This is a genomic window from Peribacillus sp. BM1, assembly GCF_056679975.1.
In genome coordinates this window covers 2,632,616-2,658,949 of record NZ_CM155259.1, presented here as the reverse complement: position 1 = coordinate 2,658,949, position 26,334 = coordinate 2,632,616, and the positions used below count along the sequence as shown (strand labels likewise).

Here is a 26,334-nt window from a genome sequence, read left to right as displayed (position 1 = left end):
ATCGATATTTCTAAACACTCTTACACCTCTGATTTTTCTTCACTTTCTTTTTGAGCCTTTAGAATTGCTTTATGAGAAAGATTTACTCTTCCTTGTTTATCGATTTCAACGACTTTAACAGATAATTCATCGCCTATTTTTACAACATCTTCAACTTTGCCTACACGTTCTTCAGCAAGCTCAGAAATGTGTACAAGACCATCTTTACCATTAAAGATTTCAACAAACGCGCCGAATTTTTCAATTCGTTTTACTTTACCAAGATAGACTTCACCAACAACTACTTCACGAACAATATCTTCAATAATATTCTTCGCTTTTTGGTTCATCTCTTCATTAGTAGACGCAATAAACACCGTACCATCTTGCTCGATATCAATCTTCACGCCAGTTTCTTCAATAATTTTATTGATATGTTTTCCGCTTGGTCCAATTACATCACGAATCTTATCTGGGTTAATTGCCATCGTTAAGATTTTCGGTGCATATTTTGAAAGATTTTCGCGTGGTGTATTGATAGTTGACATCATTGACTCAAGAATATGCATTCTTCCACGTTTTGCTTGTTGAAGGGCTTCTTCAAGAATTTCTCTTGATAGGCCTTCAATTTTTATATCCATTTGCAAAGCAGTAACACCTTTTGCAGTACCTGCAACTTTAAAGTCCATATCACCTAGGTGATCTTCCATCCCTTGAATATCTGTTAAAATGGTATAGTGTTCTCCAGTTTTAACAAGTCCCATCGCAATCCCTGCTACCGGTGCTTTCAAAGGAACACCTGCATCCATCATAGCAAGCGTACTTGCACAGATACTTGCTTGTGAAGTCGAACCATTTGATTCAAGTACCTCTGATACAAGTCGGATGGTATATGGGAAGTCTTTATCATTTGGTATCACTGGCTCTAATGCTCTTTCTCCAAGTGCACCATGACCAATTTCACGACGTCCGGCACCACGGATTGGTCCTGTTTCGCCAACACTGAAATGTGGGAAATTATAGTGATGCATGAATCGTTTGGATTCCTCAGTACCAAGTCCGTCTAAAATTTGAACATCTCCTAGTGCACCAAGAGTACAGATCGACAAAGCTTGAGTTTGTCCACGCGTAAATAATCCTGAGCCATGCGTACGAGGAAGGATGTCGATTTCAGAAGAAAGCGGTCTGATTTCATCCGGGTTACGGCCATCTGGGCGAACTTTTTCTTCTGTAATCAAACGACGTACTTCTGATTTCACCAATTTATTTAAGATTTCTTTAATTTGCTTTAATTTGTCTTCGTCTGTTTCTTCTTCTAATTGCAACAGCACCCGGTCTTTTACTTCTTTAATAGCCGCTTCACGAGCATGTTTCTCCTGAACTTGTACGGCTTTGTTTAAATCAGCTTCACAAAGATTTTTAATTTCAGCTTCAAGCTCAGTATCTACTTGATACAGATTGATTTCCATTTTTTCTTTGCCAATTTCAGCAACGATTTTTTCTTGGAACTCAATTAATTTCTTAATTTCATCATGTCCAAACATAATTGCTTCAAGCATCGTTTCTTCAGGTATTTCATTAGCCCCTGCTTCAACCATATTAATCGCGTCTTTCGTTCCAGCTACAGTCAAATTAATATCGCTTTGTGCAAGCTGATCAACATTCGGATTAATAATGAATTTCCCGTCAATTCTACCAACAACTACACCTGCGATTGGCCCTTCGAACGGAATGTCTGAAACCGATAAAGCTAGAGATGAACCAAGCATTGCGGCCATTTCAGAAGAACAATCTTGATCCACACTCATCACCATACTGATAACTTGTACATCATTTCTAAACCCATCAGCAAATAAAGGACGAATTGGACGGTCAATCAAACGGCTTGCTAAAATTGCTCTTTCACTTGGTCTTCCCTCACGCTTAATAAATCCACCCGGAATTTTCCCAACTGCATATAATCTTTCCTCATAACTTACCATTAATGGGAAAAAGTCAACGTTCTTTGGTTCCTTTGATGCAGTGGCTGTACTTAATACAACGGTTTCTTCATACCGAACAAGCACAGCTCCATTTGCTTGTTTAGCCAATTGGCCAATTTCAACAGTTAATGTTCTTCCGGCCCATTCGTATGAATACGTATGTTTGTTCTGTCCCATCTTTCTATTAAACCCCTCTCTGGATCTTCACTTTAGAGGCCTGGTCGTTTTCACCTAAACCTTATCTAAAATCTTCATTATCATATATGTCAAATTAATAAAGCTTCCATAACCAAACTATTCCTATTATGCACGAAATAAATAAGCATTAACAGCAAAATGGAGTATATTTGAAAAAAACAAGTTTTTTTTTCAAATAATCTCCCTTTTACACATTATGTAAAATGACTTTTGTCTTCAAACATCAAAAAAGCGGGAATGTCTCCCGCTTTTTCGAATAATTATCGGCGTAAGCCTAATTTATTAATTAATGTACGGTAGCGAGTAACATCTTTATTACGAAGGTAAGTAAGAAGATTACGACGTTTACCAACCATTTTAAGAAGACCGCGACGTGAATGGTGGTCTTTTTTATGAGTGCGTAAGTGACCGTTCAAGTTATTGATTTCTTCAGTTAATACTGCAATCTGAACCTCTGGTGATCCAGTGTCAGTGTCGTGAGTGCGGTACTCAGTGATAAGTTCGTTTTTACGTAATTGTGTAATTGCCATTGTTTATTCCTCCTAAAGTTTCTGTAAAATCCCCTATTACTGAGCCAGCGTCGGAGACTCGCTTAGCCAAGCAACGGTTATTTTCATACTTGAATATCATACAACCTTTTTTTACAGAATGCAAGTTCTAGCCACCTAATTGCGTAAAATACTCAATTGCATGATTTTTATCTATTTCAATCTGTTGAACCAATTCTTCCAGGCCAGCAAATTTTTGTTCACTGCGTAGCCTTTTATGCCATTCGACAGCGACATCTTCTCCGTATATCACTTGATCAAAACCAAGCACATGAACTTCAACGGACGGATATTCAGGTCTCTTCTCATGAAAAGTTGGCTTATACCCCACATTACAAACACCATTAAACCATTTATGATCTATTTGAATTTTCACAGCATACACACCTGTAGATGGGAAGATATATCGATCCTTGATGTCAATGTTTGCAGTCGGGAATCCAAGCTGCCTTCCGCGTTTTTCACCATGTATGACGGTTCCTCGTACAGAATACCATCTTCCTGTTAACTTATAAAAGTCAATAAAATCGCCTTCTTGCAAGGTTTTTCTTATCCTAGTTGAACTAATTTTCTCTTCTTCTATTGTTTGCTTTTCAACAACAGTTTGTGTAAATTGACCTTTTGAATGAAGTGGAAGCGTGTCCATCGTTCCTTCACCGAACCTTCCATATGAAAAATCAAAGCCTGCTGCAACATGAATGGTATGAAGCTTGATTAAATAATTATCTACGAATTGTTGAGGAGTTAGTGTTGCGAATTCTTTTGTAAAATGAATAACGAAAACATAATCAACATCAAGTTCTTCAATAATCGCTACCTTTTCTTGCAACGGCGTAATATATTTAACCGATTGCTGCTCCATCCCGAGAACTGCAGATGGATGGGGGTCAAAAGTCATCACCGCTGATTTTGCACCCATTTTCTTAGCAGCATTTTTTGCGGTCTGAATCACTTTTTGATGTCCTATATGTATCCCATCAAAAAATCCTATGGCGATAACTAAAGGTGGAAATTCTTCAGGATTAAATGTTTGAGGATGCTCTATTGTAATTACTTTCACGTTTAAATCTCCTCTTTCTCCCGGTAAACCTCACAGTTCATCTATTACCAAAACTTTAACTGGTTTGATTACTTGTTCTTTTACGGGATGCACTTGATAAATTGCTAGAGCTCTTCCATTTTCATTTATCATGACAAATGGTTCACCTTTAGCATAATCTAAATCATCCGGTTGCGTTAGAACCGCACCGTTTAGGATTTTCATTGCTACTTTATCATTAATCTGATATTTCGGCAAATGATAGAGACCACGTTCAAGCGGTAGCAAAAATTCCTTTTCTTTTCCTTGCTCAAAAAGGTCTTTCACCTCTTCAAGCGTTTTGCAATCGTTTAAAGTCAACCCTGCTGATTCTGTTCGAATTAAACTGGACATATGAGATGGATAGCCGAGACGTTCTCCCATCATAACAGCAAGCGTTCGTATGTATGTCCCTTTGCTGCATTTCACCCTGAATTTAAATGAAATGGTATTCCCCGCAAATACTTCACGATCATCGAGTAATGTTAATTCATGGATTTTCACTTCCCTTGAAGGCCTTTCAACCTCAATACCAGCTCGGGCATACTCATATAATTTCTTGCCGTTCACCTTGACTGCAGAATACATGGGTGGTGTTTGGGTGATTAGACCCGTTAAAGATTGAAACACTTCTAGAATACGTTCTCTTGTGATCACATCGGGAATAATTGCTTCTTCCAGTTTTTCACCACTGCTATCTTCAGTAGTTGTTGAAAAGCCAAGCGTGATTTCACCTTCATATGCTTTTCCAGCGTCTGTAATGTACTCAGCAATTTTCGTGGCCCTTCCAATACAAATAGGCAAGACTCCTGTAACATCTGGGTCGAGAGTGCCTGTATGACCCACTTTTTTTGTTTTTAAGATTTTCCGAAGTTTAAAAACACAATCATGTGAAGTCATTCCTTTAGGTTTTAATAAAGGCAAAATCCCTTCCATTTTTGACACCTCTTTTCATGTTGTATGAAGGACATGGGGACGGAGCTTCACGGCTTACTAATGTAGCCAAACTACTTAGCAGGTATACTTATATGCTCGAGAAAGCAAAAGCATCTGTAATTCTGGCTCCGCACCGCCACCCATTGTGATTAGGCAATATAGCGTGCTTAATGATGGATCCTTCATGGTTAATAGTGACGTTTTAACGCCATATTCGTTTTGTATTCTCTTAATTTTTGACAGAAAAAAAGATAGACTATTGTCTACCTGTTTTTTCAAAGAAAAAATGCTGAATGCGGGTGCCCCAAAAGGGTCTGACCTTACACCCAACCACAGTATAAAGTAGTAAAACACTTTATATAATCTGTATACAGTAGGTACAGGATCTGACCTTTTCGTTATGGGACGCACTCATCCACTTGTTATTCTTCATCTTTATTAGCAGGCTGCTCTGAATGAATCTGAGTAATAAGTGATTCGATTCGATTTCCATAAGTAACCGATTCATCAAATTCAAAAGAAATTTCCGGCGTTTTCCTTAAGCGGATTCTCTGACCGATTTCTGAACGGATGAAACCTGTTGCTTTTGAAAGACCCTTTAACGTATTTTCTTTTTGCTCTTCATCTCCAAGTACAGAGATATAGACAATTGCTTGTTGAAGGTCACCCGTAACAGCAACATCTGTAACCGTAACAAAACCAATCCGGGGGTCTTTTATTTTGCGACCGATAATTTCACTCAATTCTTTCTTCATCTGCTCGCCTACACGATTCGCACGATGGCTCATTTACATCACCTCGCTCGTCCTATAGCCATTCTATATCTGTTAGTGTTCGTTCTAGTTCCGGAAAAGAATCTAGAAATTGTAGGGCATTCTGTATTTCTCTCTCAGTCGCTTTTCTAGAAGAGGTCACTGCAACGATGGCAATTTGTGTTCGTTGCCACGTTTCTTGAAAACCTACTTCGCTCACAGAAATATTGAATTTCTGTTTTAGCCTTGTCAGCACTCTTTGTAAGACAGCCCTTTTATCCTTTAAAGAATGGGCGTCATAAATGATGCATTCACAAACGACAGAACTGATAATCATTTACGCTCTATTTCTTCCATAACGTAAGCTTCAATGACATCTCCTTCTTTAAGGTCATTAAAGTTCTTAATCGTAATTCCACATTCATAGTTTTGTGCAACTTCTTTTACATCGTCTTTAAATCGTTTTAATGTATCTAATTCACCTTCAAAAATCACAATGCCTTGGCGGATTAAACGCACGCTAGAGTCACGAGTAATTTTTCCGTCCGTTACATAGGAACCAGCAATTGTACCAATTTTTGAAACTTTGAATGTTGTACGTACTTCTGCTTGACCGATGACTTTTTCTTCAAATTCAGGATCAAGCATCCCTTTCATCGCTGCTTCAATTTCTTCAATCGCTTTGTAAATGATACGGTGAAGACGAATCTCAACATTCTCTGTTTCTGCAGCTCGCTTAGCGTTCACATCAGGGCGAACATTAAACCCAATGACAATTGCATTTGAAGCAGAAGCAAGGATAATATCGGATTCTGAAATTGCACCTACACCAGAGTGAATGATTTTCACTTTGGCTCCTTCTACTTCAATTTTTTGAAGTGATGCTGCAACAGCTTCTGCTGAACCTTGAACATCTGCTTTCAAAACGATATTCAATTCTTTTATTTCTCCTTGTTTCATTTGCTCAAACAAGTTATCAAGTGTAACAACTGATTTTTCATTACGTGATGAAGCCAGTTGTCTTTGTGCACGAGTTTCCCCGACTTGACGGGCTGTTTTTTCATCTTCAAAAACGATAAAACGATCCCCTGCATCTGGAACCTCATTCAAGCCTGTAATTTCAACTGGTGTCGATGGCCCAGCTTCTTTCACCCGGCGACCAAGATCGTTAACCATCGCACGTACACGCCCGAATGAGTTACCAACTACGATTGGGTCTCCAATTTTAAGAGTACCGTTTTGAACAAGCAATGTAGCAACTGTTCCACGGCCTTTATCAAGACGAGACTCGATTACTGTACCAACGGCTCTACGTTCTGGATTTGCTTTGTATTCTTCCACTTCACCAACAAGCAAGATCATTTCAAGCAAAGTATCGATTCCTTCACCTTGTTTTGCAGAAATCGGAACGAATATCGTTTCTCCACCCCATGCCTCGGAAACAAGTCCATGTTCTGTTAATTCCTGCATGACGCGATCAGGATTGGCAGATTCTTTATCCATTTTATTAACAGCAACAATAATTGGAACCTCTGCTGCTTTAGCATGGTTGATTGCCTCTACCGTTTGTGGCATTACGCCATCATCTGCTGCCACAACTAGAATGGTAATATCGGTAATCTGTGCACCACGCGCACGCATCGTTGTAAACGCAGCATGTCCAGGAGTATCCAAGAACGTAATCTTCTTCCCGCTTACTTCAACTTGGTATGCTCCGATATGTTGGGTAATACCACCAGCTTCTACCTCTGTTACTTTTGTGTTACGGATTGAGTCTAGTAATGTCGTTTTACCATGGTCAACGTGACCCATGATCGTAACAACTGATGGACGTTCAATCATCTTTTCTGGAGCATCTTCAGTAACGAGAGATTCAAGATCTGTTAAATCGACTAAGATTTCTTCTTCTACTTCAACACCATATTCACCAGCAATCAATTCAATTGCATCTTTGTCTAATGTTTGGTTAATGGTAGCCATTACACCAAGCATAAATAATTTTTTGATAATTTCCGATGGCTCACGGTGCAATTTCTTAGCAAGTTCTTGAACGGTTAATGATTCAACAAACGTAATTTTAGCAGGTAGCTCACGTTCTTTTCTTTTTTGAACCGGAGCTTGTGTTTGAGTTTGGGTTCTGCCTTTATTGTTTCTATTACGGTTATTAAAATTATTCCCTTTCCCTCTATTGGAGTTGTTTCTTTGTCCACCTTGAGGGGATGTTTTACCTGCAACCGGTTTAACAGGCGGTTTTTTCTTCAGCTTTTCCTTATTAACTGTATTGCTTTTCTCGTTTGCTTCTTCTTCATATTTCTCCACAGTGGAAGAAGCTGTGGTAGGCTGTTGTGTTTTTGGTTGTATTGAATGATTTAATTTATCGATCGTAGAATCGTCTAATGTTGTCATATGGTTTGATACCTCTATATTCATTTCTTTGAGTTTATTAATTACATCCTTGCTTGAAACGTTCTTTTGTTTTGCATATTCATGTACACGTATTTTAGTCATACGTTCACCCCCGTAAAATTTAATCGAGCAACGTTTGGAGTTTTCTTGCAAAACCTTCATCTAAGACAGCGACAGTAACACGTGCATCTTTCCCTATCGCTTGACCGAGCAAAAACCGATTTTCGACTTTTTTTAAAGGAACCTGATAATACAAGCATTTATCAGTGATTTTTTTTTCTGTATTGGATGAAGCATCTGCGGCCAAAATAACTAGCTTGGCTTTACCGCTTCTCACTTCTTTTACAACTAATTCTTCTCCTGAAATTAGTTTACGCGCTCGATTTGCTAAACCTAATAGAGACATCCATTGTTGTATCATCTTGTAGTAGTATTCTCCTTATCCGCTAATTCAAGTAGCTGTTCATAGATGGAAGGATCGATTGCCGCACTTAGTTGATTGGCCAGGATATTTTTCTTCTTGGCAAGCATAATCGTTTCTTGATCTAATGTTAAATAAGCACCACGCCCAGCTTTTTTCCCTGTAGGATCAATGCTTACTTCGCCCTCTTTTGATCGAACGATTCGAATCAACTCTTTCTTCGGCTTCATTTCACCAGTTGCAACACATTTGCGCATTGGTATTTTTTTCATAATCGATCACCTCTACCTTATTCGCCATCTTCGACAAATTCATCTTCATCAATGTAGCTGTCTCTACTTAACAAAAACTCTTGTTCTTCAACTGGATAAATCCCTGCTTCACGAGCTTCTGTTTCACTTTTAATATCAATCTTCCAGCCAGTCAGTTTTGCTGCTAAGCGTGCATTTTGTCCTCGCTTCCCGATAGCAAGTGAGAGCTGGTAATCAGGAACAATGACTGTTGTTGCTTTTTCTGCTGCTTCAACGATCACTTCAAGTACCTTCGATGGGCTTAATGCATTAGCGACAAATACGACCGGATCTTCTGACCATTTAACGATATCGATTTTTTCGCCTTTAAGCTCGTTAACAATCGCTTGAACTCGTTGTCCTTTTTGACCCACACATGAACCTACCGGATCGACTTCTTCATTATCAGAATGAACGGAAATTTTGGAGCGATCGCCAGCTTCACGTGCAACCGATTTGATTTCGACTGTTCCATCAAAAATCTCTGGAACTTCAATTTCAAATAATCGCTTTAATAGGCCAGGGTGTGTGCGTGATACGAATATTTGCGGACCTTTTGAAGTTTTTTCGACTTTCGTGATAAACACTTTAATTCGGTCATGTGGTTTATATTGTTCATTTGGCATTTGTTCACTAATAGGTAGCAATGCCTCAATTTTCCCTAAACTAACATAAATAAACCGGGAATCATGACGTTGAACAATACCGGTCATAATGTCTTCTTCACGGTCAATGAATTCTGAATATATGATACCACGTTCCGCCTCACGTACTCGTTGTGTGACAACTTGCTTAGCAGTCTGTGCCGCAATCCTTCCAAAATCCTTCGGTGTAACTTCCAGCTCTACAACATCTTCAAGCTGATAGCTAGGATTGATTTGTTTTGCTTCTTCCAAAGAGATTTCAAGCCGTGCATCAAACACCTGATCCACAACGTCCTTTCTTGCAAAAACTCTCATTGTACCTTTTTCAAAATTTAAATCGATACGAACATTCTGCGCCTGATTAAAATTACGGCGGTATGCCGAAATCAACGCTGCCTCAATGGCATCAATCAGAACTTCCTTTGAAATTCCTTTATCTTTTTCTAAAACATTGAGAGCATCCAATAACTCACTGCTCATGGTTGTTCCCCCTTAAATATTTTTTAAGAAAATGTAACGGCTAACCTTGCTTTAGCAACCTTCTCAAAAGGGATTACTACCGTTTTCTTTCTAGTTTTAATTTTCATTTCTATCGTTACTTCATTTCCGTCAAAGCTTTTCAAGGTTCCTTCAAACTCTTTTTCATCCAAGATTGGTTCATATGTTTTTATGTAAACATTTTTCCCAAGTGCTTTTTGAAAATCCTGCTCTTTTTTCAAAGGCCTTTCCGCTCCAGGAGACGAAACTTCAAGGAAGTAGTTTTGCGGAATTGGATCTGTTTCGTCCAGTTTTTCGCCTAATTTTTCACTTACTGTTCCACAGTCCTCAATGTCCACACCAGTTTCTTTGTCAATATAAACACGAAGAAACCAACTTTTTCCTTCTTTGACATACTCGACTTCTACCAATTCAAGTGCCAATTCATCTAAAATTGGAATCACAAGTTCTTCTACGGTTTCCGTTACTTTTTTACTCATTCGTTTCCTCCATACATGGTCCGTATACATATCTTTGTAATGGATTCAAAAATTTAGTCAATTACAACACGAAAGAGTGGGTTTCCCCACTCTTTCCATTGGTTCTGCTTAGTATTTCCAATAAAAATATACCATAGTCAAGTGATTTATGCAAATAAAGTGCAAGCTTTGTTCGTTCAATTTCCTTATTTCATAAGGTTTGGCGAATATAATGCCCGCTTTTATCTCTTCGTATTTTGTCAAAAGCAGTTTTCAAAACAGAGAAAGTTGGTTTTGATCAGGCATTGATTCTAAGCAGCCTTGCTTGTCCAAATACTCCAGGATGGTTTTCGATACTTTTCCACGCTGTTGAAGATCCTCTTTGGAAAGGAATTCTCCAGTTTCGCGAGCACGCACTATATTGATCGCTGCATTCGTTCCAAGTCCAGGAATTGAATTGAATGGAGGAATTAGTGAATTCCCTTCAATGAGGAACTCATCTGCGCTTGATTTATACAAATCAACTTTACTGAATGAGTAGCCCCGTTCACACATTTCAAGTGCTAGTTCCAGCACTGTCAGCGTATTTTTTTCCTTAGTTGACGCATCAAGCCCTTTCGCATTTATCTCTTCTACTTTTGAACGAATAGCTTGTGATCCCCTTGTCATCGCTTCAATTTCAAAATCTTCGGCTCTTACCGTGAAATATGCTGCATAATACAATAATGGTAAATGCACTTTGAAATAAGCGATTCGCACCGCCATTAATACATACGCTGCTGCGTGAGCCTTCGGGAACATATATTTTATTTTTTTACAAGAATCAATATACCATTCAGGAACTTCATTTTCCCTCATACTTGCTTCAAATTCTTCAGTCAGTCCTTTCCCTTTACGAACAGATTCCATAATTTTAAATGCAAGGGAAGGTTCTAGACCTTGGTAAATTAAATACACCATTATATCATCCCGGCAGCCAATAACTTCACTCAGCGTACAAATCCGGTTATGAATCAGTTCTTGAGCATTTCCAAGCCATACATCGGTTCCATGTGAAAGTCCTGAAATCTGAACAAGTTCCGAGAATGTCGTCGGTTTCGTATCTTCAAGCATTTGACGGACAAACCGGGTCCCGAATTCCGGAATGCCAAGCGTTCCAGTTTTACACATAATTTGATCTTCTGTGACTCCGAGGGTCTCTGTACCGCTGAAAATCTTCATAACTTCTGGATCATCGGTGGGAACCGTTTTCGGATCAATTCCACTCAAATCTTGCAGCATTCTTATGACTGTCGGATCATCATGACCTAATATATCAAGTTTTAGAATATTATCATGTATAGAGTGGAAATCGAAGTGTGTCGTTTTCCACTCTGAATTGCGGTCGTCTGCTGGGAATTGGATCGGTGTAAAATCGTAAATATCCATATAATTTGGTACTACGATAATCCCCCCTGGATGCTGACCACTCGTCCTTTTTACGCCTGTACAGCCAGCAACAAGACGATCGGTTTCTGCACCGCGCATATGAAGATTATTGTCAGATGAATACCCTTTTACATACCCATAAGCAGTCTTCTCAGCAACTGTACCAATGGTCCCAGCACGGAAAACATAATCTTCTCCAAATAATACCTTTGTATAGTTATGAGCATTTGGTTGGTATTGACCGGAAAAATTCAAATCGATATCAGGTACCTTATCTCCATTAAATCCTAGAAACGTTTCAAACGGGATATCTTGTCCGTCTTTTTTATAGCTTGTACCGCAGTCTGGACAGTCTTTGTCTGGTAAGTCAAATCCAGAGCTCACTGAACCATCATTGAAAAACTCAGATTTTTTACAATTTGGACAAACATAATGTGGTGGTAACGGATTAACCTCTGTGATTTCCGTCATTGTTGCGACTAACGATGAACCGACGGATCCCCGTGAACCAACGAGATAGCCGTCATCAAGAGATTTTTTTACGAGCTTATGAGAAATTAAGTAAATAACAGCGAAACCATGACCGATTATACTTTTTAATTCTTTTTCAAGACGTGCTTCTACGATTTCAGGGAGATTATCTCCATAGATGCTTCGTGCCATACTATAGCTCATGTCTCTCATTTCATCATCTGCACCTTCAATTTTCGGCGTATACAGATCGTCTTTAATCGGTTTTATATCATCAATCATGTCTGCAATCTTATTCGTGTTTTCAACGACAACTTTCCGAGCTTGATCTTTACCGAGAAATTCAAAGTTCTTTAACATTTCATCTGTGGTCCGGAAATGGACATCCGGTAATTTGTGACGGTTAAGCGGATTGGCACCACCTTGTGAATTTACTAATATTTTGCGGTAAATTTTATCATTCGGCTCAAGATAATGAACATTCCCTGTGGCCACAACTGGCTTATTTAGCTTTTCCCCGAGTTTCACAATATTAGAAAGAATACCCTCTAATGATTTTTCATCGCGAATATATTCCATTTCAATCATATGTTGATAAACATCTTTCGGATGAATCTCGAGATAATCGTAAAATTCGGCAATCTCGGTGACTTCGTCGAATCCTTTCTGCATCATTCCCTCGAACACTTCACCTTTATTACATCCAGAGCCAATCAAAATTCCTTCACGATACTTTTTCAGCTTTGATCGCGGAATCCGAGGTACTCGATAAAAATAATCGATATGAGAAAGGGACACAAGCTTAAATAAATTCTTCAATCCCGCTTGAGTCTGGGCGATGAGCGTACAATGATAAGGTCTTGAGCGCTGATAAGCATTTCCTGCACCCATATGCTCATTGAATTGGTCGTGATACAGGATTTCTTTTTCTAAAGCATCTTTGAGCATTTTTAAGAGTAAATATCCCGTTGCTTCAGCATCATAAATAGCCCTGTGATGCTGGGTCAATTCAATATCGAACTTTTTAGCCAATGTATTCAAACGATGATTTTTGAATTCTGGATACAGAAAGCGACCTAATTCTAATGTATCGATAACAGGATTTGCAGCTTTGGGATGCCCCATCTTTTTATAGCCAACATTTAAAAACCCCATATCAAAGCTTGCATTATGGGCAACTAAGATTGCATCATCGGCCCAAATCCGAAACTTTTCAAGAACTTCCGGCACATCTGGAGCATTTTCCACAAGATCATCTGTAATACCAGTCAAATCGATAGTTGTCGCTGATAAAGGGTGATGCGGGTTTGCAAACGATTCAAAACGATCGATAATTTCCCCGTTTTGAATTTTCACTGCTGCAAGCTCAATAATCGTATCGTAAACAGCTGATAAACCAGTCGTTTCTACATCAAAAACAACATACGTATCTTCTTCGAGCAGACGGTGTGCATCATTATAAGCAATTGGGACCCCATCATCCACTAAATTCGCTTCTACTCCATAAAGGATTTTAATATCATTTTTCTTACCAGCACTAAATGCTTCTGGGAATGATTGAACACCACCATGATCCGTTATCGCAATCGCTGTATGTCCCCATTTCTTCGCTTGGGAAACGAGCGCTGAAACTGGTGAGACTGCATCCATTTGGCTCATCGGTGTATGAAGGTGAAGCTCGACCCGTTTTTCACCTTCTGGCGCATAGTCGATACGGCCTTGCTTCGTAATTTCGTTAATATCATTTGCCATCATGACTAAATCACGAATGAATGTATCAGTTTGGATACTTCCTTGGGCTCGGACCCACATCCCTTTTTTCACCCTAGCCAAAATAGCTGCATCTTCTTTGTCTCTTGAAAATACTTTCACAATAATTGAGCTTGTATAATCCGTTACTTTAAAGGTCAGTAATGTTCTGCCACTGCGAAGTTCTTTGACTTCAGCATCAAACACATATCCTTCAATCGCAATTCTTCTTTCTTCTTCCATGATTTGTTCAAGACGTCTGAAATCAGCATCCTCCTTAATCGTATAACCGATTTTAACAGGTCCTTCATATTGAGAGCCATCCGCTGATTTTTCACTTTCCTTCTTCTGCATTTCGAGTAATGCTGCCAAACCTTTTTCTTCGTCTTCTTTTTGTTTCTCTTTTAAGAACTGCTGATAATCATTATTTGATTTAATTTCGGCTACTTCTGCTTCGAGCGACATTGGAGGAAAGCCTAATACTTGATAGTTGTTAGAAATCAAACTTGAATACTTTTTCTTTAACTGACCAGCCTCTGCTTCATTTCGAGCAGAAACAATAATCCGATGACCGACAATCTTTGGATCTTGCTCATTTAAAAGCGAGAGCAGTGCTGGTGAAATCCCTTGAAGTTCACTTAAGCAATTTTTCCAGTATTCCTTGACCAATTCTTCTGTAACCTTTGGCTGAAGCACATTGAAGCTAAATGATATCTTAGCAATGTGAGCAAATGTACTCGCAAGCTGTGTAGAGAATTTTGCATGAACACGAAAAGGAATTAGTTCTTCAAGTTTGAAGACAAAATGCCAGCTCTTTGATTCTCTTTCAATCAAAAGTTTTTCAATCTCAGCACCATAAAAATACTGTACAAATGCATCATCCGTTAACTTAAGCTGACTGAGCAAGAGTTGAAATCTCTCTCGACCGTTGTTCATTTGTTGATCCAATTGTCATCCTCCTTCTTTCTTTTACATTTTTTAAACTAAATATAGAAACGGCAGGACGCCTTCATGTTCAAAATGTAACAGTGGTAATTATACCACAACAAGAATATTCTTCTTATCTTGCAGAACCAGAATTCCCCATTAACACTTTGTGAAGTTTTCCTATTTTCTATTAATTATTTCGAATTGGTAAGAGTTATGCTCACATAGAAAAAGGCATCTTCATAATGACCGATGCCTTTCTATTGCTCTATTTTTATTATTTTCCTAGGATTTCAGACAAAGTTTCCAATAAGGCGTCTGTACCGATTTCCAGCATTTCGCCTGATTTTCTAATTTTCACTTCGATAATCCCTTCAGATGCTTTCTTCCCAACTGTGATTCGAACTGGAAGTCCAATTAAATCCGAATCAGCGAATTTGACACCTGGACGCTCTTGACGATCATCCATAAGTACATCATAGCCTTGTTTTTTCAAGGAGCTATATAATTCCTCAGCAAGAGCAGCTTGAGCTTCATCCTTCATATTAACAGGAATCAAGTGGACATGATAAGGAGCTAAATTGGTTGGCCATAGCAGACCTTTTTCATCATTAAACTGCTCGGCAACTGCAGCAAGTGTCCGGGAAACGCCAATTCCATAGCACCCCATAATCATTGGTTGATTACGGCCGTTTTCATCCAAGTAAACAGCATTCATCGCTTCGCTATACCTCGTTCCAAGCTTGAACACATGCCCCACTTCGATTCCTTCTGCAAACTTAATTAATCCATTTCCATCTGGAGATTTATCCCCTTCTTGAATAAAGCGAATATCCGCGTATTGAGATACTGAGAAATCGCGGCCAGGATTTACATTCACATAATGGTAATCCTCTTCATTGGCACCACAAACTGCATTGACTAACCTTTCAACGGCTTGATCTGCAATCACTTCAACATTTGCAGAAGATTTAATCGGACCAAGTGAACCTATAGCACAACCTAATATTTCTTCCGTATCTGTAGCAGAAGCCAGATCCACATTTGCTGCACCGAAGATGTTTTTTAATTTAATATCATTCACTTCATGATCGCCGCGAACTAATACTAATACAAACTTTTCGTCCACTTTGAAAAGAAGTGATTTGATACAAGCTTTCGCATCTGTTTGTAGGAAACTAGCCACTTCTTCAATTGTTTTTTTGCCGATTGTTTCAACTTTTTCTAAATCTTTTGCTTGTTCGGTGTTTTTCACATCTTCTAATACAACAGGTGCCATTTCAATATTGGCTGCATAATCCGAGCTGTCTGAGTAGGCAATTGTATCCTCCCCTACTTCAGATAGAACCATAAATTCATGTGTGTCTTTTCCACCCATCGCCCCGGAATCAGCAATAACAGCACGGAAATCTAATCCACATCGACTGAATACATTTGAATAGGCTGTGAACAATCTTTGATAAACCTCATCTAAACTTTCCTGATTAGAATGGAAGGAATATGCGTCTTTCATTATGAATTCACGACCGCGTAGTAATCCGAAACGTGGCCTTTTTTCATCCCTGAATTTCGTCTGAATTTGATAAACAGTTAATGGCAAACGCTTATAAGATTTAATTTCATCGCGAACTAGGCTCGTGATCACTTCTTCATGTGTTGCACCTAGGGCAAATTCACGATCATGACGATCTTTTAATCTCATAAGTTCCGGTCCATATGTATACCAGCGACCTGACTCCTGCCAAAATTCTGCTTGCTGGAGCGCAGGCATTAATAGTTCTACTGCACCTGCATTATCCATTTCTTCACGTACTATCTGCTCTACCTTTTGTAACACCTTTTTCCCTAATGGTAGAAAGCTATATACACCACTAGAATTTTGTCGCATATAGCCTGCCCGTAGTAAAAGCTGGTGACTTCTAACTTCTGCATCTGCAGGTACTTCTCTTAATGTTGGAATGAACGTCATACTTTGTTTCATCATTGCACCTCTTTTATAAATAGGAACCTTTATTTTTAATCACGGTCGTGCTTTTTAATTCCTTCTATCAAATTATACAGGAGAAAATTCAGCAATTCTACGCTTAAAGATATAGAAATGAAACCTTAGGTTTACAAATTATATAGGAGATAATTTGTTGAACGTGACAAAAAGACAACAGCACAGTTCCAAAATGCACTATTGTCTTTTGACTGTTTTGTATTTCATATAAGCAATTAGAAATTTTAGGTATTAATCATAAGAAAAATCGTTGGATATCATTCCATGTAACCATAATCATCAATAACATCAAGAGTGCAAATCCTATAAAGTGGACAATGCCTTCTTTTTGGCGGTCAATTGGCTTTCCTCGTAGAAATTCGACAAGGAAGAATAAGAGTCTGCCGCCATCAAGTGCTGGTAATGGTAGTAAGTTCATGATCCCAAGATTAATACTTAGTAACCCTGCCCATTTCATTAACATGAATATTCCTGACTTAGCAACCTCTTCAGTGGATTTATAAATCCCCACAGGACCAGATAAGCTATCAAGTGTAAATCCACCTGTAATTAATTGTCCTAGAATGACAAAGATTTGTTTCGTCCAGTGATAAGTTTCAGTTAAACCGTACGAAAATGCCTTTAGCGGTGATTTTTCTACTGGGGCATAAACACCGATCACACCGATCTTCTCACCTTCTCGTTCTACTTCTTTAGGTACGACCGGAATGGATAATGTCTGACCATCACGTAAGATTACAAATTCAATTTCTTTACCGGGATGTTTTTGAATATTTCCTTGAACATCTTCCCATGTAGTGACTTCATCTCCATTGATCGATTGAATTTCATCTCCAGCCTTTAATCCAGAAGCAATCGCAGAGCCATCATCCGTTAACTCACCAAGTCTTGACTCATTGACTGCAATCCCTTGAAATAATCCAATCATGACAAAGATAACAAATGCCAGCACAAAGTTCATCATCGGACCGGCAAAAATCGTCATCGTTCTATGTCCAAGTGATTTGGATACAAATTGTCGATCATAAGGAGCAATTTGATTCTCCACGCCATCTTCTACAACAACGGCTTCTTCATGAATACGAAAGGTCTTTAATTCTCCCTCATCGCCATCCTCATACCCTTGAATAAGAAGTTTATGTTCAAGATCCGCTGATTCCACTTCGATAATACGAATATCAGGATATTTATCTTTATTATTTAAAACGATTTGCTTAACTAGGCTACTTTCATCTGTAACTAACCCGATACGATATCCAGGCTTTAGTTCTGGATTTTCAGCATCTTCACCTGCCATACGAACATAACCGCCAAGTGGAAGCAGTCTAATCGTATAAACAGTTTCCTTTTTTTTATAGGTGAATACTTTCGGTCCGAAACCAATTGCAAATTCCCTACATAGTATCCCTGCACGTTTCGCGAATACTAAATGTCCCAGTTCGTGAAAAAAAACAAGGGATCCAAAAATAACGATAAAGGAAATTACAGTTTGCAATGTTTGCACGTGCATTTCACCTCTATTTCAGTAATGTTTGAATAAATCTACGTGTACTTACATCCACTTCTTGAATCGTCGTAAGATCTGGATTATCAATTGGCGTATGACGATTTAACGCTTGTTCAATGTATGTTTCGATTTCTAAGAAAGAGATTTTTCCTTTTAAAAATTCCGCAACTGCAACCTCGTTTGCTGCATTTAGGACGGTTGGCATTGTTCCGCCTATTTTACCTGCTTCATATGCAAATTGCAAACATGGAAAACGATTAAAATCCATCTCCGCAAAGTGTAGCTTCCCTATCTCAGCCAGGTTTAATCGATGGCTTGTTGACAGTGGAAGGCGATCAGGATAGGTAAGAGCATACTGAATGGGCACTCTCATATCTGGTGTACCTAGTTGTGCGATCACACTAGAATCATGAAACTCTACCATTGAATGGATAATACTTTCCTTATGAAGCAAAACATCAATCTTTTCGTATGGGAGATTAAACAACCAATGTGCTTCAATTACTTCAAGCCCTTTATTCATCATCGAAGCGGAGTCAATCGTAATTTTGGCACCCATTGACCAATTTGGATGGTTAAGTGCCTGATCTACGGTTACCCCAACCAATTCCGCACGAGAGAGATCTCTGAAACTACCGCCTGAAGCCGTAATAATCAAGCGTTCCATATTTTTTTCTTTTTCACCTTGTAAAGCCTGAAAAATAGCTGAATGTTCACTATCAACAGGCAGTAGTTTAACGCCAGCTTTCCTTGCTTCTTCGATGACTAAATGTCCCGCTGTCACTAATGTTTCCTTATTCGCTAAAGCGATATCCTTCTTTGCTTTGATTGCTTGAAGCGTTGGAAACAAACCAACGCTACCAATTACCGCATTTACTAGAATATCCGCTTTTTCAAAAACAGCAGTTTCAATTAACCCTTCATCACCATATGTAAAATAAATACCTGTTCCCAAGAATTCCGATTGTAAAGTTTGAGAATCTTCCTTTGTTTGAACACAAACTAGACTTGGTTGAAACTCACTAATATATTTTCTAGCTAGTTCCACATTTTTCCCAACAGAAAAAGCGACAATTTTAAATTGATCTGGATGTTGTCTAACAACATCTGCTGTTTGTTGACCAATCGAACCAGAAGCACCCAAAAGACTAACATATTTCATTGTCATTCATCTCCTAAAACCAATTCAAACATTAAAGAATTTGTAAAAAATGCAAAATCGGTAAAATGAAAATCAAACTATCCAATCGATCTAATATTCCACCGTGCCCAGGTAAAAGCTTACCTGAATCCTTGACACCATAATGGCGCTTATAAGCTGATTGTACAAGATCCCCTAACTGACCAAAAATCGCTATAAGAATACTCATAAATAACAGCTCAATTAATGTTCTGTCAATCGTAGAGAACATAGAAAATAGAACCGCGATAACCAATGCAGAAATAATTCCACCGATAAATCCGCCAATTGTTTTATTCGGACTGATTTCAGGCCATAATTTCCGTTTCCCCATCGATTTTCCAATAAAATAGGCGCCTGAATCTGTTGCCCAAATCGTAAATAAGGCAAAAAATACATACGTTAAACCATTTGTGTCTCTTGTTTCAAATAAGTAATAAAAGCCCATTCCAATATAGATAACGGAGATTACTAAAAAACCAGCATCATCAAACATGAAACGATTTTTCGATAAAACAGTGGAAATGAGTAGTACTAATACTCCCCCAATAATAATTTGCGTTTTATCATAGCCGGAACCTGCCAAAATTCCGTTTGCTGATTCTGGGATAAGTATTAACCAGAGCATCACAAACGAGATCACTGAAGCAAACGAATTCAACGGCAGTTTTTTCATTCGAATCAATTCATATAAACCAATTGTACCGAGCAAATAAATCAGTACTAGAAATGGAAGCTTACCTAAAATAACGATGGGTAAAAATACAGCAGCTGCAATAATACCCGTAATAATTCTTTGCTTCATGAATCACATTTCCTCGCCTTCTTAACTAGACACCACCGAATCTTCTTGTGCGCTTCTGATATTCTTCTACTGCCTCCAACAAATGCTCTTCCTTAAAATCAGGCCAGAGAACATCAGTAAACCATAGTTCTGAATATGCAGCCTGCCAAAGCATAAAATTACTTAAACGAATTTCTCCGCTCGTCCTAATCAAAAGGTCAGGATCAGGCAGTGCATGGGTCATTAAATAGTTAGAAAATTGCACTTCGTTTACAGTTTCATCTATTATACCATTTTTAACATCTTTTATTGTTTTATTAACAGCCATAAGTATCTCCGCACGACTGCCATAATTCAATGCGAAATTCAAGATAAGACCTGTATTATCCTTTGTTTCTTCTACAGCTTGCTTTACTGCGCGTTTTGTATGTTCTGGCAATAAATCAATTTCACCCATCATCTCGACCTTCACGTTCTCAGCGATAAGTTCGGGCAAAAATGTTCCCAAAAACTCTTCTGGCAATTTCATAATATAATCTACTTCACTTTTCGGGCGCTTCCAATTTTCTGTGGAAAAAGCATACACCGTCAAAATGCTCACATTTAACTGGCTTGTAAGTTTAGTGATCTTCCGTACAACCTTCATTCCCTCATGATGGCCAGCTATTCTCGGCAAGGCACGTTTCTTAGCCCAACGACCATTCCCATCCATAATGATGGCGATGTGCTTTGGAACTGAAGATTTTTTTACTTGTTGAATTTTTTGAGCTAAATCGGAAGAAGCATCTTTCTTTCCAAAACGCTTCCATATTGAATACATACTTTTGTCCCCCATCAGGTAGTGCTGTTCTCTACACATTCCTATATACTATATCGAAAATGAAAATGACAGAATCTATATTATAATATCAAAAAAAGACCGCTTCTCCTATTATTAATATGAAAAAGATTGTCCGATTAGAAGAAAACGATCAAGAGAAACTACAAACCAGGATCAAAACCTTTAATTAACTATTAATGACCCAAAAGTCTCTATCGCAATATACACAATATATAAGCACATTTTCATCTATCTGTTTTCAATATGAACCGATTATCCCTCGTTCAATCAGAATGTGTAGATTTTTTCAAAAAAAAAAGCCGAAATCATTCTTGCAATCCATTCAGTATGCCTTAAGTAAAATGTTAAAGAAGACTCCAGTGAGCTTCATTACATTATCATTCAGGTTATGTTGAATGGTACAGAATGTCCGGCGGTTGTTGATTACTTTAATCAGAAGTACATATATGGCTTTAATATGCCATAATTTTATTCGAAAAAGTCTTTGTAAAGATAGCCAAATCTAATAAGGTAGCGCAAGCGGCACTATATTACATATTCCCATGTAAAACTAGCTATTTATTCAAGTTATGTGATCTATTGTTTAGTAGCATAGCCCAGTTCGCATTACCCTCATAGAACGGTTTACACTTCTAAAATTTCTTTTTCCTTGTCCTTCGTGATATCGTCAATTTTGTTAATATTGTTATCTGTAAGCTTTTGAATATCGTCTGAATAACCACGTAAATCATCCTCAGTCATTTCACCGTTCTTCTCAAGCTTTTTCAAATCATCATTTCCATCACGACGAATGTTACGTATTGCAATTTTAGCTTCTTCTGCTTCCTTGCGAACCATTTTGACAAGCTCTTTTCGACGCTCTTCTGTTAATGCAGGGATAGCAATACGAATGATTGACCCATCATTGGAAGGATTCAAACCAAGATCAGACTTTAGAATCGCTTTTTCGATATCGCCTAGGATTGTTTTGTCATAAGGCTGTATAACCAAAAGTCTTGCTTCTGGAACAGAAATTCCTGCTACTTGATTAACCGGAGTCGGTGCACCGTAATATTCAACAGATATTCTATCTAGCAACGAAGCATTAGCACGGCCAGCACGGATACTAGCCAATTCTCGCGTATAAGCTGAAATTGCCTTTTCCATTTTCGTTTTTGAATTGTCAATAACTTGTTTTGGCATTTTATTTCCCCCTAACAATCGTTCCGAGCAATTCGCCCATCACAACTCGTTTAATATTTCCTTTTTCCATAATAGAAAAGACCATTAATGGAATATTGTTATCCATACAAAGTGAAGAAGCTGTCGAATCCATGACTTCTAAGCCTTCATTCAACACATCTAAATAGGTTAGCTGATCATATTTAACTGCGTTTTTGTCTTTTGCAGGATCTGCATTGTAAACTCCGTCAACATTGTTCTTTGCCATAAGAATGACTTCCGCTTCAATTTCGGCTGCTCGAAGCGCTGCTGTCGTATCTGTAGAAAAGTAAGGATTTCCGGTTCCAGCCGCAAATATAACGACTCGTTTTTTCTCAAGATGTCTGATTGCACGGCGTCTAATATAAGGTTCTGCAATTTGTCTCATTTCAATTGAAGTTTGAACGCGTGTTTCAATCCCAAGCTGTTCTAAGCTGTCTTGAAGTGCTAATGAATTCATGACAGTTGCAAGCATGCCCATGTAATCGGCATTTGCACGGTCCATTCCCATTTCACTTCCGATTTTACCTCGCCAAATGTTTCCTCCACCGACAACGACTGCCACTTCAACATCTAGCTCAGCTACTTCTTTTACTTGTTCAGCAATTGATTTAATAACGGCTGGATTGATTCCAAAACCTTCAGCACCGGCTAGTGCTTCACCGCTTAGCTTTAATACGACTCGTTTATATTTCGGGTTGCTCATCTAGAACCTCCAACTATGTAATCTAATTTCATTTTAACTTTCACATTTTACTGAACTTTTTAATGGATAACTTAATGAGTCGAACCACATTCAAGCCTCGGCTCTTGTGTTCCATTATGGTTCAAAAATAGGGAACACATTTGTGTTCCCTATTTAACCAATTCAAGTGTAAATTAGTCTTTTTTAACTTGGCTCATTACTTCTTCAGCAAAGTTTTCTTGACGTTTTTCAATTCCTTCGCCTACTTCAAAACGAACGAAAGATTTAATGCTTCCGCCTTTTGATTCAACAAATTGTCCAACCTTTTGGTCAGGATTTTTAACGAAAGTTTGGTCTACAACACAAATTTCTTCGTAGAATTTATTGATGCGTCCCTCAACCATTTTTGCAACAATTTTTTCTGGTTTTCCTTCATTTAAAGCTTGTTGAGTCAATACTTCTCTCTCACGATCAAGTTCACTTGCGTCCACTTGGTCACGAGATACGTATTTCGGTTTTAGAGCAGCAATGTGCATAGATACGTCTTTAGCTGCTTCTGCATCAGTTGTTCCTTCAAGAAGAGAAAGCACACTGATTCTACCGCCCATATGAAGGTATGCACCGAATGCATCGTTGTCTGTTTTTGTAACGACTTCAAAACGACGTAATGTTAACTTTTCACCGATTTTAGCAACCGCTGCATTGATGTGATCAGCAACTTTTACACCGTTGATTGTTTGCTCAAGAGCTTCTTCTACAGTTGCTGGTTTGTGAGCAAGTAAGTGCTCTCCTAGTTCTTTTACTAGCGCTTGGAATCCTTCATTTTTTGCTACGAAATCAGTTTCTGAGTTTACTTCAAGAATTACCGCTTCATTTCCGTCTACAATAATTGAAGTTAACCCTTCAGCAGCAATACGATCACCTTTGTTTGCTGCTTTTGCAATTCCTTTTTCACGAAGGAAATCAATTGCTTTTTCCATATCTCCATCAGTTTGAACAAGGGCTTTTTTACAGTCCATCATCCCTGCACCAGTTTTTTCACGCAATTCTTTTACTAATTGTGCACTAATTGCCATTATAAAATCCTCCTCTTATTGAATACAATATACAAATCTAAAAACTTAGTTTCGGGTTCAAATGCAAAGCGCAATATGTAATCCCAAAAAAAGGTGATAAAAGGCATTATCCTCTTATCACCTTTTTTGTATGAAGGACAAGGGGACGGAACTCCGTAAAATACATTTATGTCCAACCATTGTTAATGTCATATTAGTTTAGGAGTAAGCTTACGAAACTTGACTTATCTCCGCCACCTTTTTAATTAAGTGAGTTTAGCACATCAAATAATTTGTCCTTTATACTAAATTGGCGCGTTTTAGCGCCAGGCTAAATTATTAATACAGATTAAGCGTTAGCTGGCTCTGCAGCAGTTTCTTCGCCTTGTTTAGCTTCAAGAATAGCATCTGCCATTTTACCAGTTAATAATTTAACTGCACGGATTGCATCGTCGTTAGCTGGGATGACAACATCGATCTCATCTGGATCACAGTTTGTATCAACAATACCAACTAGAGGGATGTTCAATTTATGAGCTTCCGCAACTGCGATACGCTCTTTGCGTGGATCAATAATGAAAATCGCATCCGGGATAGTTTTCATATCTTTAATACCGCCTAGGAATTTTTCTAAGCGATCCCATTCTTTTTTAAGTTGGATAACTTCTTTTTTAGGAAGTACTTCGAATGTCCCGTTTTCTTCCATCTTTTCGATTTCTTTAAGACGAGCAATACGTTTTTGAATTGTTCCAAAGTTAGTTAAAGTTCCACCCAACCAGCGTTGGTTAACATAGTACATACCAGAGCGGATTGCTTCTTCTTTAACAGACTCTTGAGCTTGTTTTTTTGTACCAACAAATAGAATTGTTCCGCCATTAGCAGCTAATTCTTTAACAAAATTGTATGCTTCATCAACTTTTTTCACTGTTTTTTGAAGATCGATGATGTAGATACCGTTACGCTCAGTGAAGATATACTTCTTCATTTTCGGGTTCCAGCGACGTGTTTGGTGTCCAAAGTGTACACCAGCTTCAAGCAATTGTTTCATTGAAATTACTGACATTATTAGTTCCTCCTAAATGGTTTTGTTTATCCTCCGCTTCGATCATTTCCATGCAGACACTGTCGAAACAGCACCATCTGACTAGATTACGAAACGTGTGTAATAACACCATTACAAACTATAGCATAATCACAAAATACAAGCAAGTAGTTTTCACGATTGTCTATTAAATCTTAATAAAGTGAAACTTCCATCAGTGGGGTTTTCTTCATCCCCACTAATGGTTAGTCTAGTTCTACTGTCGCTAAATCTTCGATAAAGCGACAGTAGAACTAAGGTTCAATGAATCACAGACTAAGTACGCCGCGTCCTGCGGCAACGTCTGTGTGACCCACAACATCCTGCGGGCCTCAACTAAACCTCTGCACAACTCTCGGTAAGTTTCACTGTATCTCACCAATCGGGGATTTACTTCAAAAAGCGAGGCGGCTGGTCTAAGGAGCGTCTCCTAAGATCGCTCACGCCCTGTGAGCAACGTAGACGTCATCACATTCTGTGATAGTCCGGCAAGAATACAGCGTGGCGTAGTTTGGCACAGAGTATGACAAGACGGACTAGGAGCCGCAGCTAGATTAAGCTGTTTATCCCCCATCAATTTATGGCTTGATTCTCTCACACAAATTGAGGCCGGGGTATTACAGCCTGTTAAACCGAGATAAAAGTTCGATTTCTGTTTTACCTTTGTTTAATTTTTTGGCTACTTCTTCTGTGGTCAAGCCCTTCTGAAGCATATCGTTCACTTGCTCTGAGAGGGTCGGCTTAACCTTGTGTTCATGATTTTGAAGCTCTTGTTTTAATGTCTCTTGAAAAGATATACTCTGATTAGCCCCATCTCCATGTTCTTCTAATCGATTTGTAGAAATCTCAAGTTTATCTTCATGGGTGATTGGTAAGTCTGGCAATTTTAACGATGTTGCATCCTCTTCTTTGCCATGTACTAGTTCTCTTGCTGGGCTAGCTGACTGCTTTTGAGAGCTACTCCCGTTTTTTTGTGAGTGAATCTTTTCACTAGTGTTTAGTTCATTTGAAGCAGCAGCTTTCATAGCAAGCGCACGAATCAAACGGTCATTTTCTTCTTTTAACTCCAACACAAAGGCAGCCATTGATTCTTCCATTTCACGGGCTCTGCTTTCTTGGGCCTTCTCAAAATTCGCCAAGCGATTTTGCCGCGTATATAAAACAATGATTGCCATAATCGTAAAGATGTTCAATACAAACATAATAAACATTATAAAAACTGACATAGTATCCC

At 38.5% G+C, this 26,334-nt stretch carries 22 protein-coding genes; all 22 read right to left on the bottom strand.

Annotation, left to right across the window (positions count from 1 at the left end; genetic code table 11):
- Nucleotides 1–20: 20 nt before the first annotated feature.
- The 22 genes from pnp to AC1MGI_RS12660 all read right to left on the bottom strand — a co-directional run bounded on the left by pnp (nt 21) and on the right by AC1MGI_RS12660 (nt 26,326).
- Nucleotides 21–2,138 carry a polyribonucleotide nucleotidyltransferase gene (gene pnp, locus AC1MGI_RS12765; protein ID WP_480345577.1) on the bottom strand — a complete coding sequence of 706 codons (2,118 nt, stop codon included), beginning with the start codon at nt 2,136–2,138 and terminating at the stop codon, nt 21–23.
- A 281-nt stretch (nt 2,139–2,419) separates the two neighbouring features.
- Nucleotides 2,420–2,689, bottom strand: coding sequence for a 30S ribosomal protein S15 (gene rpsO, locus AC1MGI_RS12760; protein ID WP_049680822.1), 270 nt, complete (start codon nt 2,687–2,689; stop codon nt 2,420–2,422).
- A 127-nt stretch (nt 2,690–2,816) separates the two neighbouring features.
- A complete protein-coding gene (gene ribF / locus AC1MGI_RS12755; protein WP_480345576.1) occupies nt 2,817–3,767 on the bottom strand; it encodes a bifunctional riboflavin kinase/FAD synthetase in 951 nt (316 codons plus the stop codon).
- A 30-nt stretch (nt 3,768–3,797) separates the two neighbouring features.
- A complete protein-coding gene (gene truB, locus AC1MGI_RS12750; RefSeq protein ID WP_480345575.1) occupies nt 3,798–4,721 on the bottom strand; it encodes a tRNA pseudouridine(55) synthase TruB in 924 nt (307 codons plus the stop codon).
- 422 nt (nt 4,722–5,143) lie between these two features.
- Nucleotides 5,144–5,509: a 30S ribosome-binding factor RbfA gene (gene rbfA, locus AC1MGI_RS12745; protein ID WP_480345574.1), complete on the bottom strand. Its 366-nt coding sequence runs from the start codon at nt 5,507–5,509 to the stop codon at nt 5,144–5,146.
- Nucleotides 5,510–5,528: 19 nt separating this feature from the next.
- Complete coding sequence (locus AC1MGI_RS12740) at nt 5,529–5,810, bottom strand: DUF503 domain-containing protein (protein ID WP_062181066.1); 282 nt, start codon at nt 5,808–5,810, stop codon at nt 5,529–5,531.
- Nucleotides 5,807–7,981, bottom strand: a complete 2,175-nt coding sequence (gene infB, locus AC1MGI_RS12735; protein ID WP_480345573.1) for a translation initiation factor IF-2 — start codon at nt 7,979–7,981, stop codon at nt 5,807–5,809. Before infB ends, AC1MGI_RS12740 begins: the two co-directional genes overlap by 4 nt.
- Before the next feature lie 19 nt (nt 7,982–8,000).
- Nucleotides 8,001–8,300 carry a YlxQ family RNA-binding protein gene (locus AC1MGI_RS12730; RefSeq protein WP_062181072.1) on the bottom strand — a complete coding sequence of 100 codons (300 nt, stop codon included), beginning with the start codon at nt 8,298–8,300 and terminating at the stop codon, nt 8,001–8,003.
- The gene (gene rnpM / locus AC1MGI_RS12725) at nt 8,297–8,572 is read right to left on the bottom strand and encodes an RNase P modulator RnpM (protein WP_480345572.1); all 276 of its coding nucleotides are present in this window, start codon (nt 8,570–8,572) and stop codon (nt 8,297–8,299) included. Before rnpM ends, AC1MGI_RS12730 begins: the two co-directional genes overlap by 4 nt.
- Before the next feature lie 17 nt (nt 8,573–8,589).
- On the bottom strand, nt 8,590–9,714 hold the full coding sequence (nusA, locus tag AC1MGI_RS12720; protein WP_480345571.1) for a transcription termination factor NusA: 1,125 nt from the start codon (nt 9,712–9,714) through the stop codon (nt 8,590–8,592).
- 23 nt (nt 9,715–9,737) lie between these two features.
- Complete coding sequence (gene rimP / locus AC1MGI_RS12715) at nt 9,738–10,211, bottom strand: ribosome maturation factor RimP (RefSeq protein WP_403073375.1); 474 nt, start codon at nt 10,209–10,211, stop codon at nt 9,738–9,740.
- Nucleotides 10,212–10,463: 252 nt separating this feature from the next.
- Nucleotides 10,464–14,774: a PolC-type DNA polymerase III gene (locus AC1MGI_RS12710; protein ID WP_480349783.1), complete on the bottom strand. Its 4,311-nt coding sequence runs from the start codon at nt 14,772–14,774 to the stop codon at nt 10,464–10,466.
- A 268-nt stretch (nt 14,775–15,042) separates the two neighbouring features.
- On the bottom strand, nt 15,043–16,746 hold the full coding sequence (locus tag AC1MGI_RS12705; protein WP_480349782.1) for a proline--tRNA ligase: 1,704 nt from the start codon (nt 16,744–16,746) through the stop codon (nt 15,043–15,045).
- Nucleotides 16,747–17,002: 256 nt separating this feature from the next.
- Nucleotides 17,003–18,262, bottom strand: coding sequence for an RIP metalloprotease RseP (gene rseP / locus AC1MGI_RS12700; RefSeq protein WP_480349781.1), 1,260 nt, complete (start codon nt 18,260–18,262; stop codon nt 17,003–17,005).
- 22 nt (nt 18,263–18,284) lie between these two features.
- Nucleotides 18,285–19,436, bottom strand: coding sequence for a 1-deoxy-D-xylulose-5-phosphate reductoisomerase (locus AC1MGI_RS12695; RefSeq protein WP_480345570.1), 1,152 nt, complete (start codon nt 19,434–19,436; stop codon nt 18,285–18,287).
- Between the two features lie 31 nt (nt 19,437–19,467).
- Complete coding sequence (locus AC1MGI_RS12690) at nt 19,468–20,259, bottom strand: phosphatidate cytidylyltransferase (RefSeq protein WP_062181088.1); 792 nt, start codon at nt 20,257–20,259, stop codon at nt 19,468–19,470.
- 25 nt (nt 20,260–20,284) lie between these two features.
- Nucleotides 20,285–21,058: an isoprenyl transferase gene (locus AC1MGI_RS12685; RefSeq protein WP_480345569.1), complete on the bottom strand. Its 774-nt coding sequence runs from the start codon at nt 21,056–21,058 to the stop codon at nt 20,285–20,287.
- 645 nt (nt 21,059–21,703) lie between these two features.
- Nucleotides 21,704–22,261, bottom strand: coding sequence for a ribosome recycling factor (frr, locus tag AC1MGI_RS12680; protein WP_062181094.1), 558 nt, complete (start codon nt 22,259–22,261; stop codon nt 21,704–21,706).
- A 1-nt stretch (nt 22,262) separates the two neighbouring features.
- Nucleotides 22,263–22,985 (bottom strand): UMP kinase, encoded by a 723-nt coding sequence (gene pyrH / locus AC1MGI_RS12675; RefSeq protein ID WP_480345568.1) that lies wholly within the window; start codon nt 22,983–22,985, stop codon nt 22,263–22,265.
- A 173-nt stretch (nt 22,986–23,158) separates the two neighbouring features.
- Nucleotides 23,159–24,040: a translation elongation factor Ts gene (gene tsf, locus AC1MGI_RS12670; RefSeq protein WP_480345567.1), complete on the bottom strand. Its 882-nt coding sequence runs from the start codon at nt 24,038–24,040 to the stop codon at nt 23,159–23,161.
- Nucleotides 24,041–24,368: 328 nt separating this feature from the next.
- Nucleotides 24,369–25,082, bottom strand: a complete 714-nt coding sequence (rpsB, locus tag AC1MGI_RS12665) for a 30S ribosomal protein S2 (protein WP_480345566.1) — start codon at nt 25,080–25,082, stop codon at nt 24,369–24,371.
- Nucleotides 25,083–25,717: 635 nt separating this feature from the next.
- Complete coding sequence (locus AC1MGI_RS12660; RefSeq protein ID WP_480345565.1) at nt 25,718–26,326, bottom strand: hypothetical protein; 609 nt, start codon at nt 26,324–26,326, stop codon at nt 25,718–25,720.
- Between the last annotated feature and the right edge of the window lie 8 nt (nt 26,327–26,334).

Coding starts and splice junctions, on each gene's coding strand:
- pnp (WP_480345577.1), bottom strand. CDS start 2,138: ATGGGACAGAACAAACATACGTATTCATACGAATGGGCCGGAAGAACA.
- rpsO (WP_049680822.1), bottom strand. CDS start 2,689: ATGGCAATTACACAATTACGTAAAAACGAACTTATCACTGAGTACCGC.
- truB (WP_480345575.1), bottom strand. CDS start 4,721: ATGGAAGGGATTTTGCCTTTATTAAAACCTAAAGGAATGACTTCACAT.
- rbfA (WP_480345574.1), bottom strand. CDS start 5,509: ATGAGCCATCGTGCGAATCGTGTAGGCGAGCAGATGAAGAAAGAATTG.
- AC1MGI_RS12740 (WP_062181066.1), bottom strand. CDS start 5,810: ATGATTATCAGTTCTGTCGTTTGTGAATGCATCATTTATGACGCCCAT.
- infB (WP_480345573.1), bottom strand. CDS start 7,981: ATGACTAAAATACGTGTACATGAATATGCAAAACAAAAGAACGTTTCA.
- AC1MGI_RS12730 (WP_062181072.1), bottom strand. CDS start 8,300: ATGATACAACAATGGATGTCTCTATTAGGTTTAGCAAATCGAGCGCGT.
- rnpM (WP_480345572.1), bottom strand. CDS start 8,572: ATGAAAAAAATACCAATGCGCAAATGTGTTGCAACTGGTGAAATGAAG.
- nusA (WP_480345571.1), bottom strand. CDS start 9,714: ATGAGCAGTGAGTTATTGGATGCTCTCAATGTTTTAGAAAAAGATAAA.
- rimP (WP_403073375.1), bottom strand. CDS start 10,211: ATGAGTAAAAAAGTAACGGAAACCGTAGAAGAACTTGTGATTCCAATT.
- AC1MGI_RS12710 (WP_480349783.1), bottom strand. CDS start 14,774: ATGAACAACGGTCGAGAGAGATTTCAACTCTTGCTCAGTCAGCTTAAG.
- AC1MGI_RS12705 (WP_480349782.1), bottom strand. CDS start 16,746: ATGAAACAAAGTATGACGTTCATTCCAACATTAAGAGAAGTACCTGCA.
- AC1MGI_RS12695 (WP_480345570.1), bottom strand. CDS start 19,436: ATGAAATATGTTAGTCTTTTGGGTGCTTCTGGTTCGATTGGTCAACAA.
- AC1MGI_RS12690 (WP_062181088.1), bottom strand. CDS start 20,259: ATGAAGCAAAGAATTATTACGGGTATTATTGCAGCTGCTGTATTTTTA.
- AC1MGI_RS12685 (WP_480345569.1), bottom strand. CDS start 21,058: ATGTATTCAATATGGAAGCGTTTTGGAAAGAAAGATGCTTCTTCCGAT.
- frr (WP_062181094.1), bottom strand. CDS start 22,261: ATGCCAAAACAAGTTATTGACAATTCAAAAACGAAAATGGAAAAGGCA.
- pyrH (WP_480345568.1), bottom strand. CDS start 22,985: ATGAGCAACCCGAAATATAAACGAGTCGTATTAAAGCTAAGCGGTGAA.
- tsf (WP_480345567.1), bottom strand. CDS start 24,040: ATGGCAATTAGTGCACAATTAGTAAAAGAATTGCGTGAAAAAACTGGT.
- rpsB (WP_480345566.1), bottom strand. CDS start 25,082: ATGTCAGTAATTTCAATGAAACAATTGCTTGAAGCTGGTGTACACTTT.
- AC1MGI_RS12660 (WP_480345565.1), bottom strand. CDS start 26,326: ATGTCAGTTTTTATAATGTTTATTATGTTTGTATTGAACATCTTTACG.